The 16,630-nt window shown below is 44.2% G+C and carries 14 protein-coding genes; all 14 read right to left on the bottom strand.

The window, feature by feature from the left end; all coding sequences use genetic code 11:
* Window positions 1-34: 34 nt before the first annotated feature.
* A complete protein-coding gene (locus GT575_RS10925) occupies window positions 35-1,510 on the bottom strand; it encodes a class I adenylate-forming enzyme family protein (RefSeq protein ID WP_161172006.1) in 1,476 nt (491 codons plus the stop codon).
* Window positions 1,510-2,574 carry a hypothetical protein gene (locus GT575_RS10930; protein WP_022216669.1) on the bottom strand — a complete coding sequence of 355 codons (1,065 nt, stop codon included), beginning with the start codon at window positions 2,572-2,574 and terminating at the stop codon, window positions 1,510-1,512. The genes GT575_RS10925 and GT575_RS10930 overlap by 1 nt, the downstream gene beginning before the upstream one ends.
* Window positions 2,575-2,591: 17 nt before the next feature.
* On the bottom strand, window positions 2,592-4,181 hold the full coding sequence (locus tag GT575_RS10935) for an MBOAT family O-acyltransferase (RefSeq protein ID WP_161172007.1): 1,590 nt from the start codon (window positions 4,179-4,181) through the stop codon (window positions 2,592-2,594).
* Window positions 4,182-4,212: 31 nt separating this feature from the next.
* A complete protein-coding gene (locus GT575_RS10940) occupies window positions 4,213-5,634 on the bottom strand; it encodes an SLC13 family permease (protein ID WP_015533820.1) in 1,422 nt (473 codons plus the stop codon).
* Window positions 5,635-5,735: 101 nt separating this feature from the next.
* Window positions 5,736-7,133 carry a sensor histidine kinase gene (locus GT575_RS10945; protein WP_161172008.1) on the bottom strand — a complete coding sequence of 466 codons (1,398 nt, stop codon included), beginning with the start codon at window positions 7,131-7,133 and terminating at the stop codon, window positions 5,736-5,738.
* Window positions 7,127-7,795, bottom strand: a complete 669-nt coding sequence (locus GT575_RS10950; RefSeq protein WP_161172009.1) for a response regulator transcription factor — start codon at window positions 7,793-7,795, stop codon at window positions 7,127-7,129. The genes GT575_RS10945 and GT575_RS10950 overlap by 7 nt, the downstream gene beginning before the upstream one ends.
* Window positions 7,796-7,955: 160 nt before the next feature.
* The gene (locus GT575_RS10955) at window positions 7,956-9,182 is read right to left on the bottom strand and encodes an ATP-binding protein (protein ID WP_118649698.1); all 1,227 of its coding nucleotides are present in this window, start codon (window positions 9,180-9,182) and stop codon (window positions 7,956-7,958) included.
* A 90-nt stretch (window positions 9,183-9,272) separates the two neighbouring features.
* Entirely contained in the window at window positions 9,273-10,679 is a 1,407-nt protein-coding gene (locus GT575_RS10960) for an amidophosphoribosyltransferase (RefSeq protein WP_015533815.1), read from the bottom strand.
* Between the two features lie 87 nt (window positions 10,680-10,766).
* A complete protein-coding gene (locus GT575_RS10965) occupies window positions 10,767-10,964 on the bottom strand; it encodes a hypothetical protein (RefSeq protein WP_161172010.1) in 198 nt (65 codons plus the stop codon).
* Between the two features lie 125 nt (window positions 10,965-11,089).
* Window positions 11,090-12,031 carry a DUF3137 domain-containing protein gene (locus tag GT575_RS10970; protein ID WP_161172011.1) on the bottom strand — a complete coding sequence of 314 codons (942 nt, stop codon included), beginning with the start codon at window positions 12,029-12,031 and terminating at the stop codon, window positions 11,090-11,092.
* Window positions 12,032-12,179: 148 nt separating this feature from the next.
* Window positions 12,180-13,187: a LacI family DNA-binding transcriptional regulator gene (locus GT575_RS10975; RefSeq protein ID WP_243147883.1), complete on the bottom strand. Its 1,008-nt coding sequence runs from the start codon at window positions 13,185-13,187 to the stop codon at window positions 12,180-12,182.
* 115 nt (window positions 13,188-13,302) lie between these two features.
* On the bottom strand, window positions 13,303-14,802 hold the full coding sequence (gene malQ, locus GT575_RS10980; RefSeq protein WP_117874578.1) for a 4-alpha-glucanotransferase: 1,500 nt from the start codon (window positions 14,800-14,802) through the stop codon (window positions 13,303-13,305).
* Window positions 14,803-14,880: 78 nt separating this feature from the next.
* Window positions 14,881-15,774, bottom strand: coding sequence for a carbohydrate ABC transporter permease (locus tag GT575_RS10985; protein ID WP_117550678.1), 894 nt, complete (start codon window positions 15,772-15,774; stop codon window positions 14,881-14,883).
* Entirely contained in the window at window positions 15,774-16,616 is an 843-nt protein-coding gene (locus tag GT575_RS10990) for a carbohydrate ABC transporter permease (RefSeq protein WP_161172013.1), read from the bottom strand. Before GT575_RS10990 ends, GT575_RS10985 begins: the two co-directional genes overlap by 1 nt.
* Window positions 16,617-16,630 lie beyond the last annotated feature (14 nt).

A 16,630-nucleotide genomic window follows, 5' to 3' on the forward strand; every position in this document is an offset into this window, starting at 1 on the left:
AATTCTCCTTTGTATGATCTTCTCTGCAAACCATCTATACGTTCTGCTCTGCAAGCTTTCTTACTTCCTTTCGCAGAACTGAACCCTTGAACGTCTTTGGTATACTTTCAACATAGATATACTTTCTTGGAAGCTTGTAGCTCTCAAGTCTGTCAGCAAGAAAGCTTTCAAAATCAGCTTCCTCATAGCCATCCTTCTGCACGACCAGTATGACCGGAAGCTCTCCAGTGATCGGGTCTTTGATTGAAGTGTAAGCCACATCATCTATATGCTCATATCCAAGTGCAAGGTCTTCTATCTCTGCAGGAGATATCTTGCTTCCACCATAGTTTATCACATCATCGGCCCTGCCTACAAGTATGCAGTCGCCATCCTCATCCAGATATGCCAGATCCTTTGTCCTAACATATCCATCCACAATGGTCTCAGCAGTGAGTTCGGGGTCATTGTAATAGCCTTCCATGACTATAGAACCGCCCCAGGACAGAAGTGCCGGTGACTCCGGGCTGCCATTTGTAACCACGTTACCCTCGTCGTCAGAGAATCTTACGACCGAGTTCACGGTAGGTCTTCCTATACATCCTGTCTTGTTGCCATTGCCACTGAACTCCAGTATGCATGCGCATCCGGCTTCAGATGAACCATAGAAATTATACAGTCTTGTATGTGGAAGCAATCTGAGCAGCTTCTCCTTGTCTGACTCGGCAAGAGGTGCTGAGCCTATCTGTATATAATCAAGCTGATCTGCATAATCCGCGATCCTGTCATCCGACAAATGGAATATCATTCCGAGTGATGCCGGTGATATCGCCATGGATGTCACTCCGTATTTCTCTATGAGCTTCCACAGCGTTCCGATAAATACCATTCCGTCCATCAGACATACTGTGCCGCCATTTACCATGTCTGACTGGTATCTTCTTATTCCAAATGAATGGTTGAGAGGCATTGGTATTATCTCCACATTGCCCTTCTTCATGGCTGTTCCCTCGATGACATTGCCAGCTATTCCCACATCACCTCTGTGGTGCATGACAACGCCCTTTGAAGATCCAGTAGTTCCCGTTGTGAAGAGCAGCATCGATCTGTCCTCCTCACCCGGAAGCTCAAGCTCTGCCTCGCTCTCATCCTTCATCCTGGTTATTATTTCCTTCTGGCTTATACACTTTATTCCATCCACAGGCTTGTCTGATATGAGACATGCCGCGTCAACTCTCTGGCCTATCTCAACTGCCCTCTCTGCGGATGTGGATTTCTCTATCGGCACGACAAGCACCTGCATGTACTGCAGTGCAGTGAACACTGTCAGATAATCTATGTTCTGTGTGCATCTGATCATTACATGATCGCCCTTGCGTATGCCCATATCCTGCAAAGCGTGTGCAGTCTTTCTTATATTGCTCCAATACTCTGCGTATGTGACTGTCTTTCTTAGCTCACACACCGCCAGAGTGTCCGGCTGCGTCTGGGCATACTCCTGAATATAATGTAATACCGTCTGCTTATACATTATTCGTTCTCCTTCTTGTACTTCTCCCATTCTGCCATGAGACTGCTTTCCTCATCTGCCCAGGCATCACAGGCATCAGTCCAGCTCTGCTTCTGCTCATCTGTAAGCTTACTCTGCAGGCCGTAATTGTCCTCTATATATTGTGCAAGATATGTGGTAACCTTCTTGGCACCCGCAATATTTACATGCTTGCTGTTGTAGAAATCTGTTGAATAATCCAGATTCAGTTCATCAAGAACATTGTTCATATTCAGATAATCATATCCCTTTGAGGCTATGTACTCGTCAAGCTGAAGCTGCTTGGACGCCTGGCCCTTTGATGGATAGTAAGGTGTTGCAACCAGCAGGACCTTCACTCCGAGCTCCTCTGCCTTTGCCTCTATGTCATCGATATATCCGAGTGTCTCATCCGACAGATGAAGCTGTCCGTCAGACTCGAACACAGGCTCCTTGATCTTCGTGATCTTCGACCTCTGCCTACCTGTCTTGAACTCGTCCGTTCCCTGATTGAGTCTGTCTATAAGCACCTGTCTGTCAAATGTCAGCAGATTATCGTGATACTTCAGAATAGGGAACATGAGCTCGAACTTTGACTTCTCATCCGCTCTGTAATACTTCTGTATCATCTCAAACTTCGTCGATGATGGTCTCATGCCCGATGTCATGACCTCCATACGATAATTGTAATGCTCATCCTTTATCTTTGTGACATCGCCTCGTATGATAATACTTCTGACCTCAACCACAAACAAATCCAGATCCTGGGTCTTTGCAGCCTCTTCCATGAGATACGGCGCAAGTCTTATATCCTGAGCCGCAGTACCTATGAGCATCGATGTGTACCCCTGCTCCTCATACGCCTGAGTCGGTATCCAGTATCTGTACATCGAGCTGGAGCCGATGAGCACCGTATTGATGGTGTTATCCTCCTCCGCATAGTAGTTTGTCCACACATCAGAGTCAAAATCCTGTGGTCTCGCCAGTTCTCCCGCCTTGTTCAAGCCAAGGAAAAGCACTGTACATATCGAAAATACTGATATTGTATATTTTATCCACGCTGGCATATCTTTCTCCCTTCTCATTAGAACTGTTCATATATAAATGATGCGCCCGCACCAGAGCCGTATACTCCGCATATGGCAATGAATGCCAGACCTGCTGCCATGACCAGCCATTTGAATACTATGTTCTGCTTTGCAAGCCATTCTCTGACATCGCCTGTGCTGCCTCTTCTCTCCATGATCTCCTGCGCGATAGACACAGCAAGAAGGAGAAGGCATCCAAATATCAAAACTCTCCACTCTCTTCCTGAAAGTGAAAATTCATCCACAATATTATACACCCTTGAGTGATCAAAAACCATGGAACGGATCATCCAGATCGAGCTTCGGATTCCCTGTCCCATAAATATAAGACGTCCGATGACACAGAGGATGAATGTTCTGAGCATTCTGAATATCTCCCAGCTTATGCAGTCAGTCTTTATCCTGAGCGCCTTTGTAAGCTTTGCCAGCGGTTCCTCAAAAAGTGTCGACATGCATATCAGCACTCCGTGATACAAGCCCCATGCTATATAATTCCACTTTGCGCCGTGCCAGAGACCGGTCAGCACCCACACACACAGGATAGGTATGCTCGCTGCAAATACCTTTCCTATCACATTTCCTAGGTGATCTCTTATCTTGACATTGAGCTTGAGGAACAGCTTTGATGTTGACACCGGGTAGAATACATATTCTCTGAAGAATGCACCCAGTGACAAATGCCATCTTCTCCAGAACTCAGGAAGTGTCTGTGAAAAGTATGGTCTTCTGAAGTTCTCTCCCAGAACGATGCCGAAGCACTCTGAAGTGCCCCTTACTATGTCCATACATCCTGAGAAATCGCAGTATATCTGGATGGAATATGCGATTCCCACTGCCAGGAATATTCCGCCATGATAATCAAATGTATGCCCAAATATCTCTTTTGTAAAAGCTCCTATCCTGTCAGCTATAACGATCTTCTTCACAAATCCCCAAAGCATGAGCCAGACACCTCTCATGATAGTGTCCATATTGAAGCTGTGCTCCTCCCAGAGCTGATATCCTACTTCCTCATATCTGGCTATAGGTCCCTGGGTAACATGTGGGAAATAAAGCACATATGACAGGTATCTGAAGAAATTCTTCTGCGCTGATATTCGTCCGTTATACAGATCCACGAGATATGAGATCATCATGAATGAGTAAAATGATATTCCCAAAGGTGCTATGAGATTCCAGTCAGGAATGCTCTGCAATCCGTCGTATGGTATGAATCTCTTTATATTGTCGAGCACAAAGCCAAATGCCTTGAACACCGCCAGAACACCGATAACTATGACAAGTGCCCACACAAGGAACTTCTTTCTCTTCGCCTTCTCAGCAGCCTTGATCTTTCGTGCGGTTCTTCTGTCCGCATCCTTTGCCAGCTCCTCCTGCTCGTCCAGACTCTTCTGCAGCCTCAGTGAGAACAGATACACGACAACAGCCGTGGCAATGACCAGAAACAAGTACTCTATCCCGGCATATCCGTAGAACACAAGACTCGCAAGGAGCAGTATCACCCACTGTATCTTCTTTGGAACTATGTAGTATAGCACTATTGTACACAATAAAAAAACTATAAATGTATAAGTTACTACTGACATGTCCTCTCCCTCTTCTACAAGTAAAAATTATTTATACACTGCTAAACGCCGGCCAGTATTTTAACAGCAGCGCACATGCTACTGACATGACCGCCAGAACCAGCAGAGTTATCTTCCAGCCCTCTTTGAACATATACTTTGGCGACAGGCCGTATCCAACCGGTATCGCCCTGATGGATGTCGGAAGCATGTATGACAGGTTGACTCCCACAGATGCCACATATATGTACGGTATCGGATTGAGTCCGCAGCCCTGTGTGATGGATATTACCAGCGGCATGGCTACCGCAGCCGTGGCTGTGTTGGATGTCACATCCGACATGAGAAGTGTAACGGCAAGTATCACGAACACTGTGATAAATCCGCCCTTCATATCAAGCTTTGATATACACTCACCAAGTGCCTCTGCAGCACCGGATTTGTTGATGAGTGTTCCGGCGGCAAGTCCACCGGCAAATATATACATAAGTCCCCAGATGATCTTACCCTGAACATTCTTCCACACCATAATACGCTCTCCGTTCTTGTTGGTGAGAAGGAATGATACTATGGCGCATATGATAAATACATACGCCGGCTTGAGTCCCGGAAGTATGCTCTGGTAGAGCTGTCTGGTAAATGCAAGCACCGTGGCAAGAACAAATAACACAAGTGCTATCTTCTCCTCGTAGCTCATAGGAGGAAGCTCCTTGTATTTTGCTACAAAGTATTCCCTTGAACCGCCAAGCATCTCTGTCTTCTTCACATCACGGATCATGAACAGGATATTTACAAGCACAAGTATGAGCATGATAGGCAGGAATCTCACGACCCACGAAGAGTACATGTACTCCTCGCCTGTTATCTGCTGTATATATTCGACCGTCACAAGATTCATCGCACCTCCGAGCGGCGATGCCAGACCACCGAGTCCGGTTGCATATGCTATCGTGAGAAGTATCTTTGATGCAGTCTTGTTTGTCTTGATGTCGTCCATTCCTATATACTTGAGCATGGCGATCGCTATAGGTGTGATCGTCGCACATACCACTGCATTTGGAAGCACCGCTGACAGAACTGCAGACAACACAAACCAGAACACAAGCTGTATCCTCAAACTGCTGCCGATAAGTCTCAGGAATGTAATGGCTATCCTCTTGTCAAGCCCGGTATTCTCCCACATCACGCTTATGATGGAAGCTCCCAGAAGAAGCAGTATCGTCTCGTCTGCGTAGTTGGAAATGACCGCCGACATGTCAGTCATCTGAAATATCGCATTTAAGGCTATCGGGAGGAATGCAGTTACCGCATAGTCCACCGGGCCTGTTACCCACCAGTACGCCATCCACATGATGGTTCCTATCGCTGCTCTTGACTCAAATGTCGTGAATACTCCGTGTGGCAAAAGTGCCGTAAACAGCCCGAATAACAATGGGCCGATCAGTAAATGTACTATTCTCTTTCGTTCTTTCATAAATATATCTCCTATTTTCAATAAAACACTGATTTTAAATTATACACATTTAAAATTAATCTTTCATTAAAAAAATTAATATATATTAAAATCCACAGACATTATTCTGCATTTACCGGGATTTTAAATGTAAACAGGCTTCCTTTTCCGGGCTCACTGTCAACATCCACGATTCCGCCGTAATATCTGGCGATCTGCATTACCTGTGACAACCCCAGGCCAAAACCCTCCGCACTTCTATCCGGCTCACCTCTGTAAAAACTCTCAAATATCTTTTCCTTTGTGCTCTTATCCATTCCCCGGCCCTCATCCCTGACCGAGATAAAATAGCTGTCATTTTTCACACCGCAGGACACATGGATATTACCTCCATCATTGCTGTACTTCACCGCATTTGACATCAGATTGTTCACGACGATAACTATATGGTTCATATTCGCTTTGACCATCGTCGGCTTCAGGTCGTAGGTAAACTTAAGATTCTTCTTACAGATGTACTCCACATCATCGCACACAGACTCCACCACATCCAGCAGATCTACATCCTCAACCGCTATGACTGCGTTTTCATTGTCCATGACCGACATCTGAAGAAGCTGTTCTATGAGCCCCTTCATACGTGAGGTCTGTCTCTCGAATACCTCTATGCTCTCAAGCATCTCCTCATCGCCATTCTTCTCCGCGATCTCCCTGGAAAGCTGACACTGGGCATGCATGACTGCTACAGGTGTTCTCAGCTCATGGGATACATTTGCATTGAACTCAGCCTGTCTCTCAAGCTCCTGATGGACTTTTCTGTACAGGTTGTTATTCGCATCGGTCAGCATATCAAGCTCTTTGAACGGACCGTCATACTCCAGATTCTCTGTAAAATCAAGATTGTCCACGCTCTTATCTATCGAACGGTTCAGGCTTCCCATTGGAACTGCTACCAGTTTCCTCAAAGCAAATGCATATATCACAAATGCTATCAGCACGATTCCAATAACACAGTATGATTTATATAACAGTTCACTGTAATTGCTCTCTATATCCCTGACGGATACCATGACACAGATCTTGTATTTAGAAGTCTTCTTCAGCGGCTCTTTGTCTGTTCTTCCCTGCCTGACGACCGCAAAATACTTGACCTTCCCTGCATCTATATGCATAAGATCTCTTATGCTTATATCCGGATTATCCGCATATTCCTCAGGCACCTCGCCGTCAAGGATCTCGCCGTCATTTCCCTGAAGGAACACATATATCTGCTCATTACTGTCCGGATCGTCTTCACGGTCGTAAAATCCATCATCTATATGTGGCTTCTTCTGTGAATCATACACTATGTATCGTCTGATCTGGGCTACCTCCTGTGTCAGCTTCTTATAAGCCATCAGGTTCATATCATCCTTCATAAGATTGTTCTGGATGACCAGCAGACAAGATATACCCACCACCAGAATAAGCGCTGTAATTATAATAGTGTATGTTACAAATGATATTTTTCTCTTTAACATTCCAGTTTATAGCCGACACCTCTTATAGTATGGATCAGCTTCTCCTCATAATTATCGTCTATCTTCCTTCTCAGATAACGGATATACACATCTATCACATTTGAATTGACTTCGTCATCTATGTTCCAGATGTTCACCCGTATCTGTTCCCTAGTTACTACCACATTTCTGTTTCTGGCTAGGTACTCAAGGATAGCATACTCCCTGACCGTGAGATCAATTACCTTTCCATCCCTGATCGCCTGTCTGTTGTTCATGTCGACCACCAGTGAACCACAGGTTATCACATTCTCATTTACCGGATTCTGGGTTCTCAGCATGACCCTGAGTCTTGCCATAAGCTCCAAGAACTCAAATGGCTTTGTCATATAATCGCTGGCTCCGGCATCCAGTCCCCTGACTATATCCTGTGTCTCCGTCTTGGCCGTGAGGAAAAGCACAGGAACCTGTATCCCCGCATTTCTCATCTCGCGCAGGACTGTTATTCCGTCCTTGTTCGGGATCATTATATCCATGATCGCCCCGTCGTAATTCTCCGCTTCCATATAATCAAGTGCCGCCTGTCCGTCATAACAGGCATCCACATTATAGCCCTCTTTGACCAGCTTACTGCATATTATGCTGTTCAGATCCTTCTCATCCTCAACTACAAGTACACGCATACATCCATCCTCCCTGTCATTTTCATCTGTTGGCCACTACAGTATATCGCTGCACGATCGCTGAACAGATATATATTGCCATGCTTTTATGAAAATAACATTAAAAGCCGTCACTTACATCTGCCAAATGTAAATAACGGCTCTCAAATGCTGTTTTTATCTATTCTGTCTTACCGCTCTTCTCATCGTAGGTATCAAGAAAGCTGTGTCTCACGCCTCCCTGCTTGTACTCTATAAGGGTATCGATATTGACATTCTCCACACTCTTGAATATGTTGCCCTCCACAAACGGATTTGTCTTCTTGAGTGTCGCTATAAGCTGCTTGATCTCCTGACGCTTGGACTTCGTCTCCTCATTGTTACATGTTGTGCATGTGTCAGTGAACTTACATGCGCACTGTATGAAATGAAGCTCGTTGTAATCTCTCCACGCCTTGATGTCGTCCTCTCTCACCATATAGAGAGGTCTGATTAGTTCCATTCCCTCAAAATTGGTGCTGTGGAGCTTCGGCATCATGGTCTGCATCTGCGCTCCATAGAGCATACCCATGAGTATGGTCTCTATGACATCATCGTAGTGGTGTCCAAGAGCTATCTTGTTACAGCCAAGCTCCTTCGCATAGCTGTACAGATGGCCTCGTCTCATTCTTGCACAGAGATAACACGGCGACTTCTCTACGTTATACACTGAATCAAATATATCAGACTCAAATATCTGGATAGGGATGTTCAGCATCCTGGCATTATCCTCTATGACCTTGCGGTTTGCCGGGCTGTAACCCGGATCCATAACTATGAACTTGAGCTCAAATGGGAACTTGTTGTGCCTTTTCAGCTCCTGAAAACACTTTGCCATGAGGAAGGAATCCTTGCCGCCCGATATACATACGGCTATCCTGTCGCCCTCCTTCACCAGCTCATATCTGTTGATGGCCTTTGTGAAGTTGCACCATATCTTCTTGTGGAACTTCTTGCGGAGGCTCTTCTCAACGTCGGCACATATATCAGTCTGTTCCTGCTTGCCCATGGTGTAGAGCAGCCATGATATATATCCGCCTTTGAGGCTCACCGCATCGTATCCCAGCTCCGTAAGTCTCTCCGCCAGCGGAATGCTGTTGGTTCCGTGGGTGCAGCAGATTATGAGTTTCTTTCCCTTTGAGTTGTCCCCGGGCATATATTTCTCAACCGGGAATATCTCACTGGCTGTCTCCGCCAGATTCTCCGGCATCAGCTTGTCCGTCTGGACTGCCATCGCACCCGGGATTGCTCCGTGGGATATCTCAACTTCATCCCTGATGTCAACTATCAGATATGAATCCTTATCCAGTTCCTGTATCTCTTCTATTGTGATTTCATTTGAAGTTTCTTTTGAGTTTTCTAATGCCATATCCCTGTCACCATTTTTCTTAGTATTACAAATAAGCTATTTTTATATATGCTACTGTCTGCTGCATATGGCATCGCCGTCATCCGCAGCTTACTCCTTGCCATCCCAGCAGTATGTACAGAGCTTGCACTTCTCAACTCCGCACGCCTCAAGCATATCGTCAAGTCTGTTGAATCTGAGTGATGTGAAATGCAGCTCCTTGCAGATCTCATCAACCATCTTCTCATACTTCTCTGAATCAGGATCTGTGTACTCCTGAAGTACCTCATCTGTCACATTTCCGTTCTCAAGTCTCTCGATAACTCTTCTTGTTATAAGATCCATCTCTGATGATGATCTTGAGAAGTTAAGGTATTTACATCCGTATACAAGTGGTGGACATGCAGGTCTGATGTGCACTTCCTTGGCACCGCTGTCAAACAGATACTCGGTTGTCTCTCTGAGCTGTGTTCCACGCACGATGGAATCGTCTATGAGCAGAAGGCTCTTATCCTTTATAAGATCCTCAACTGCCAGAAGCTTCATCTTGGCTATGAGATTACGCTGGCTCTGTATGGTCGGCATAAATGAACGTGGCCATGTCGGTGTGTACTTGATAAATGGTCTTGAGAAAGGTATTCCAGACTCATTTGCATAGCCGACTGCATGCGCTGTTCCTGAATCCGGAACTCCGGCTACGATATCAGGCTTAACGTTATCTCTCTTTGCCATGCTGGCTCCGCAGTTGTATCTCATCTGCTCTACGCTCATACCCTCGTATGAACTTGCAGGGTAACCATAGTATACCCACAGGAATGTACATATCTTCATGTCCTTGCCCGGCTGCACAAGCGTCACGCAGTTGGACGGTGTGAGTACGACAACCTCACCAGGGCCGAGTTCTTTATAGTCATGATAGCCAAGGTTCTTGTAGGCAAAGTTCTCAAATGACGCACAGAATGCACCATCCTTCTTGCCTATGACCACAGGAGTTCTTCCATGCATATCCCTGGCTGCATATATTCCATTCTGGTTCATGAGCAGGAGTGACAGAGAACCGTCTATCTTCTCCAGCGCATATCTTATTCCATCTATCAGATTATCCTTCTGGTTGATGAGGGCTGCCACAAGCTCTGTGCTGTTGATATCCCCTCCGCTCATCTCAAGGAAATGTGAATGTCCCTGATCAAATATCTCCTTGGATATCTCGTCAACATTGTTGATCTTGCTGACAGTTGTCAGAGCATATGTTCCGTGATGTGAACGCACTATGAGTGGCTGTGGCTCATAATCGGATATACATCCTATTCCAAAATAGCCCTTCATGTTCTGCATATCTTTGTCGAACTTTGTTCTAAATGGAGCATTCTCGATATTGTGTATGGATCTGTCAAATCCCTTATCTCCATACACTGTCATGCCTCCGCGTCTTGTTCCAAGATGTGAATGATAGTCTATTCCAAAGAACAGATCAAACACACAGTCATCTTTTGCCGCTACTCCAAAAAATCCACCCATTGTTTTCCTCCTGAAGTGATAAAAATTTGTCATTTTCGCAAACATATCTATATTAGCATAGGACCAGCATGGTTTACAATATATTTATTAGTAATCGGCAGCCAGTCCGAAAAAGCAAACCTCCATCTCCCTGTACACCTTGTTTGACTTCTTCTCATAGGCCGTTCTCTTTTCCCTAGAGTATAAAAGTTTATACTCGCTACCGATAGGATGTTTCTTTCTGTTTATCTCCTGATTTACCATATAAGAATCCGGCTCACCGCTGTATGGATCGATGTATTCCACTGTGGGTTGTGCATATCCCGGCAATTTTGTCCTGCCGGTCAGGGTATCGTATCCTATGATCTTTCCGGTTATTTCCTACATTTAACACATTCTCACTGTATATAAACATTCTATCATTTAACCAACTACTGAAAAAGATCTGTATTCATACCAAAGACATCAATAACTTTCAAAATATCGGAAAGTTCATCCCTAAATTTCTGACGATACTCCTCCATGTCACCATTATCCCTGCCATTGTTACTAAGTTCAAATAAATCTCTGTCATTCTTTATCGCTACTGCCACCATATTGCCAGCGATCTGTATCTCCATAAATCCTTCAAGTCCCATAAGTCCCTGCATAAGCTGTGGCGTCAATACCCTCAAAGCAAGCTGGCTGTCAGAGGCATATATATCGAACCTGTTATCAAATGACGCGTTGCCCGTCATAAAACTGTTACATGAATCCCCAGAACTCAATACACTTGATAATATGCCACTTTTCTTTTCATTTTTCATTCTTCGACTAATTCTCTCCTGGATATGTACAAAACCATTAACATTCTTATGGGAAGTAGCCGTTATGAGCTGACCTTTAAAATTGACAACATTATCGCCAGGAAACTCGCCGTCCGGTGAACCCTTTGTTTCCGTTCTGAGTGTGAGATCACTGAATGTAAATTCTACTCCCCTGTATATTCCATGTATAAAGTCAGAACCATCCATATTATTAAATGAAGGAAGAATCGGACAATTATGTAAAAATGCCTCATTTGTATATCCATTTGGCATGTATTCAATCACATGAAAGCGCTCTCCAAGGACACTCCGTACAACATACTGTCCCATGAGTTCCTTGAGGTCTTTAAGTTTATTTGTCTCCATATATGAGAACAGGAAAAATCCGCCTACAAACAAAGCCGGAATCAGCAGCCAAGCAGAGTCTAATTCATAGCCATTTCTAGATACCACCATAAACGCAACAAATGGCGCAAATATTCCTATAAAAGAAACAATCTTAAACACCTTAAGCACTTTACATAGTTTGTGTTTTTCTAATATTTCCGATTCTATATTCTGATCCATCTTCTCATCTCCAAACTGTGATAAATACGCTATACGAATCTCAGAGCCTTACCGAACTTTTATCTCATAAAAAAATCGCCCTATACTGATATATAATATACCAGTATAAGACGAATTCAAACTTAATTAAAAAGATTTTCCCTGAATCCTAGCCGATGCTCTTAACGCTTTCTCCCTCTATCAGGGAATATGGCACTATCTCATGTTCACCAGCTGCTGCATAATTTATATGCTTGAGCATGATGTCAACACTTCTCGATGCCATGATCTCTTTATTCTGTTTTATTGTTGTAAGTCTTGGTACACAGTATCCTGCCAGCTCTATTCCATCAAATCCAGTAACTGACAGCTCCTCCGGAATATGTTTGCCCAGATCAGCAGCCGCTCTCATGACGCCGATCGCTATCGTATCACTGAGAGCCATGATTGCTGTAACCTCCGGCTGTTCCTCCAAGAGACGCTTCGTGGCCTCATAACCTGCCTTCATAGAATACCTGCACGGAATATATGTAAACTCCGCCCGGTCATCATGCTGCCACTCATCTATAGCCCTCTTGCAGCCTTCATATCTATTGAAACTTATCTGTTTCTCGGACACCTGCCCTCCTATGACTCCGATGCGCCTGTGGCCTTTTTCAAGAAGATACCTTGTCATATCGTATGTCGCTGCCGTGTCATCTATCGTTATGGAGGATATGTTGTCATTTGCAAGAATCTCTCCGCCGGTCGTGATTATGACTCCCGGAATCTCAAACTCTTTCACACGCTCATCAAAAAGTGCAAGATTGGCACCCAAAAACATGATTCCCTTCGGATTCACGCTATGAGTGAGTTTGATGGCATACTCGATCTCGTCACCATCCTCGTCTATGTACTCCACTATGACATCCTCATCATATCCAGCAAGCAGGTTCTGTATCCGCTCTACTATATCCGCAAACAACATATTCTGGTTTCCTTTTATGATGACAACCACCGCCGATTTCGCTGACATTTTGAGGAGCTTTGCGTTGACGTTCGGCTCAAAGCCGTTTTCCTCTATAACCCTGAGTATCTTCTCTCTGGCTGCATCGCTGACTCCGGTCTGATTGTTGATCACCCTGGACACGGTTCCGATACCATAACCTGATATACGTGCAATATCCTTTATTGTCATAAGCTGTATCCCACTTTTCTCTTTTATTCCCAATAATTATATTATCCCAATATGTGGAGGTCAAGAAAATACTCTACTTATCATTTCCCGGTAAATATTTTTAGAGAGTACTTTTTCACATCTTGCTTCTCCCGGTCATCAGTGTAAGTCTGCCTATTTCCTCTGCAAGATCATCATCCGTATCGTCGGATATCATGCGCCACCTCCAGTTATCGCCAACTGTGGATGGCTTATTCATCCTCGATTTATTGTCTAGCCCCAAATAATCCTGCATCGGTATAATACAAAGATCTGCAATACTTCTCATAGCAAGCGTGATAAATGGGACATTGATCAGACGGTCCGGTGTATAATGAGCTGCCATATAATCCCTTGCCATGTCTCTGGATCTCTGATCTATACTGCTCCACCAGCCAATAAGGGTCTCATTGTCATGGGTTCCCGTATATACAACACAATTTCGTATGTAATTATGTGGAAGATAATCAGATGCCGCCCCGGTGTCTCTCACATCAAAGGCAAACTCCACAACCTTCATTCCCGGAAATCCGGAATCATGCACAAGCTTTCTGACCGAATCAGTCACAAAACCAAGATCCTCGGCAATGACATCTCTCTTACCCAGAGCCTTTTCTATATTCCTGAACAGATCCATCCCAGGGCCCTTTTTCCACTTGCCATTCACAGCTGTTTCCTCACCATATGGAATGGCATAATATTCATCAAAGCCTCTGAAATGATCAATCCGGACTACATCATAAAGTTTATAGCTATGTCTCATTCTGGCTATCCACCAGCTGTAACCGGTCTGCCTGTTCAGCTCCCAGTCATATATTGGGTTTCCCCACAGCTGTCCGGTCTCCGAAAACCCATCAGGCGGGCATCCGGCAACCTCGTATGGTCGCCTATCCTCATCAAGCCTGAAAAGCTCCGGGTGTGCCCATACATCTGCGCTGTCCATAGCTACATAGATTGGGATATCTCCTATGATCCTTATATGGTTCTTGTTGGCATAGCTCTTTAGCGCATTCCACTGAGTATAAAACAAATACTGCATGTACTGCTGAAAATGTATCTCATCCGCAAGCTTAATCTGCATCTGCTGCACCGCATCAGGCTGCCTGTTTCTTATATCCTGCGGCCACTCTGTCCACGGAATTCCACCAAGCGAATCCTTTACAGCCATAAATAGTGAATAATCATATATCCACTCTTTGTTCTCATCCATGAACATGGAAAACTCCATGCTGTCAGTCATTTTCCATCTCTCATATGATTTTCTCAGGATTGGATATCTTCCTTCATATATTGTTCTATAATCCACATATCTGCCATCGTCGCCCCAGTCTATCTCTCTGCACTCGCGGTCTGTGAGCAGTCCCTGATCCACAAGTGTATCAAGATCTATAAAATATGGATTTCCAGCAAATGTCGAAAATGACTGATACGGCGAATCCCCATACCCGGTGGGACCCATGGGAAGTATCTGCCAGTAACTCTGGTGTGCAGACCTAAGCCAGTCAACGAAACGATATGCCTCTTTTGAGAAGCTGCCAATTCCATACTTTGACGGGAGGCTTGATATAGCAAGCAGTATTCCTGCTGATCTTTCCATCTGAAATCTCTCCTTTTAACCAATTTCAGGCGGCTGCGAATCTCACAACCGCCTGTTTTTTATAATAATATTATATTACTATCCCTTTACAGCACCAGCTGCAACACCCTTGATGATGTACTTCTGTGCACAGAGGTAGAATACAACAACCGGAATGATAGCCATAACAAGGCACGCCATGATCGCTCCCATATCTACTCTTCCGTAGCTGCCCTTCATATACTGGACAACTATAGATATCGTCTTGTATTTCTTGATGTCGAGTACCAAATATGGCAGAAGGAAATCATTCCATATCCACATAGCCTCAAGTATTCCTACAGATATGTAAGTAGGTTTCATGATAGGGATAACAACCCTGAAAAATGTCTTGAGCGGCGTACATCCATCTATCATCGCAGCCTCCTCGACCTCCAAAGGAATGGACTTGATAAATCCGCAGAACATGAATACTGCAAGACCTGTTCCAAATCCAAGATACACGATCACGATTCCCCATGGAGTATTAAGGTGAAGTGCATCCGCAGTTCCAGCCAGAGTAAACATAACCATCTGGAAAGGTATTACCATAGAGAACACGCAGAGCAGATATATGATCTTTGTCGCTATATTCTTGACTCTGGTTATATACCAAGCTGTCATAGAGCAGAACAGCAGAATTGCCACTACTGAGAGAACCGTTATCACAACTGTCCAGCCCACTGCCTTAATGAAATCATACTGTGTTATAGCCGTTTTATAATTGTCCAAGCCTATGTAGCTGTGCTCATTTGGCAGTTCAAATGTCTCCAGACTGATAAACGTCTTGGCTTTCAGCGAGTTTATAATTACGATTATTATCGGTGAAACAAATATTATGGAAATAATGGTAAAGAATAAAGTAGCCAGAATTCCCGTCAACGTTGGTTTTTCTTTCACTCTGTATACAGGCTTTTTATCCGCTGTATTTGCTGTTTTCTGTATCTTCGCCATTACTGCTGCACCTCCTTTGATCTTGTAATCTTAAGCTGTATGAGTCCTATCGCTACTACCAGTATGAAGAATACGACTGCCTTGGCCTGACCTACTCCCTCATATCCTACTCTTCCATAAAACGTCTCATATATATTGAGCGCTAGCATCTCTGTCTTATGGAGTGGCTCGCCTCCTGTGAGTGCCAGGTTCTGGTCAAACAGTTTGAATGAGTTGGTTATTGTGAGGAATGTACATATAGTTATGGATGGCATCATGTTCGGGATCGTAACCCTGAAAAGTCTCTGTGTTCTATTTGCACCATCAATCATGGCTGCTTCCTGAATGTCTTCAGGAATTGCCTGAAGTCCTGCAATATAAACGATCATCATATATCCTATCTGCTGCCAGCACACCAGTATAACCAATCCCCAGAAACCGAGGACTTCATTGAGCTTCAGGGCTGTATCAAACTTTGAGAATATGGCATCGAATATAAGCTGCCATACATATCCAAGTACGATACCACCTATAAGATTCGGCATAAAGAATACCGTTCTGAATATATTAGTTCCTTTGATCTTCTGTGTAAGTGCCAGTGCCACAAGAAATGCAAGAACATTTATAAGCACAAGTGTGACAATCGCAAATAATGTTGTAAACTTAAATGCATCCGGGAATGTTGAGTCCTTGAATGCGTCTATATAATTCTGAAATCCTTCAAATTCAGCGTCCCTTATGGTCGTGAACTTACAGAAGGACAGATATATTCCCTCGGCAAATGGCACGATAAATCCTATTAGAAACGCAGCCATTGTCGGTATCAGAAACACCGGCCAATATCTTTTTATCGTTTTCTCCATAATTTTTTTGATAA

Source organism: Coprococcus sp. BIOML-A2 (assembly GCF_009875795.1).
Lineage (GTDB): Bacteria > Bacillota > Clostridia > Lachnospirales > Lachnospiraceae > Coprococcus > Coprococcus aceti.

Coding starts and splice junctions, on each gene's coding strand:
- GT575_RS10925 (WP_161172006.1), bottom strand. CDS start 1,510: ATGTATAAGCAGACGGTATTACATTATATTCAGGAGTATGCCCAGACG.
- GT575_RS10930 (WP_022216669.1), bottom strand. CDS start 2,574: ATGCCAGCGTGGATAAAATATACAATATCAGTATTTTCGATATGTACA.
- GT575_RS10935 (WP_161172007.1), bottom strand. CDS start 4,181: ATGTCAGTAGTAACTTATACATTTATAGTTTTTTTATTGTGTACAATA.
- GT575_RS10940 (WP_015533820.1), bottom strand. CDS start 5,634: ATGAAAGAACGAAAGAGAATAGTACATTTACTGATCGGCCCATTGTTA.
- GT575_RS10945 (WP_161172008.1), bottom strand. CDS start 7,133: ATGTTAAAGAGAAAAATATCATTTGTAACATACACTATTATAATTACA.
- GT575_RS10950 (WP_161172009.1), bottom strand. CDS start 7,795: ATGCGTGTACTTGTAGTTGAGGATGAGAAGGATCTGAACAGCATAATA.
- GT575_RS10955 (WP_118649698.1), bottom strand. CDS start 9,182: ATGGCATTAGAAAACTCAAAAGAAACTTCAAATGAAATCACAATAGAA.
- GT575_RS10960 (WP_015533815.1), bottom strand. CDS start 10,679: ATGGGTGGATTTTTTGGAGTAGCGGCAAAAGATGACTGTGTGTTTGAT.
- GT575_RS10970 (WP_161172011.1), bottom strand. CDS start 12,031: ATGGATCAGAATATAGAATCGGAAATATTAGAAAAACACAAACTATGT.
- GT575_RS10975 (WP_243147883.1), bottom strand. CDS start 13,187: ATGACAATAAAGGATATTGCACGTATATCAGGTTATGGTATCGGAACC.
- malQ (WP_117874578.1), bottom strand. CDS start 14,802: ATGGAAAGATCAGCAGGAATACTGCTTGCTATATCAAGCCTCCCGTCA.
- GT575_RS10985 (WP_117550678.1), bottom strand. CDS start 15,774: ATGGCGAAGATACAGAAAACAGCAAATACAGCGGATAAAAAGCCTGTA.
- GT575_RS10990 (WP_161172013.1), bottom strand. CDS start 16,616: ATGGAGAAAACGATAAAAAGATATTGGCCGGTGTTTCTGATACCGACA.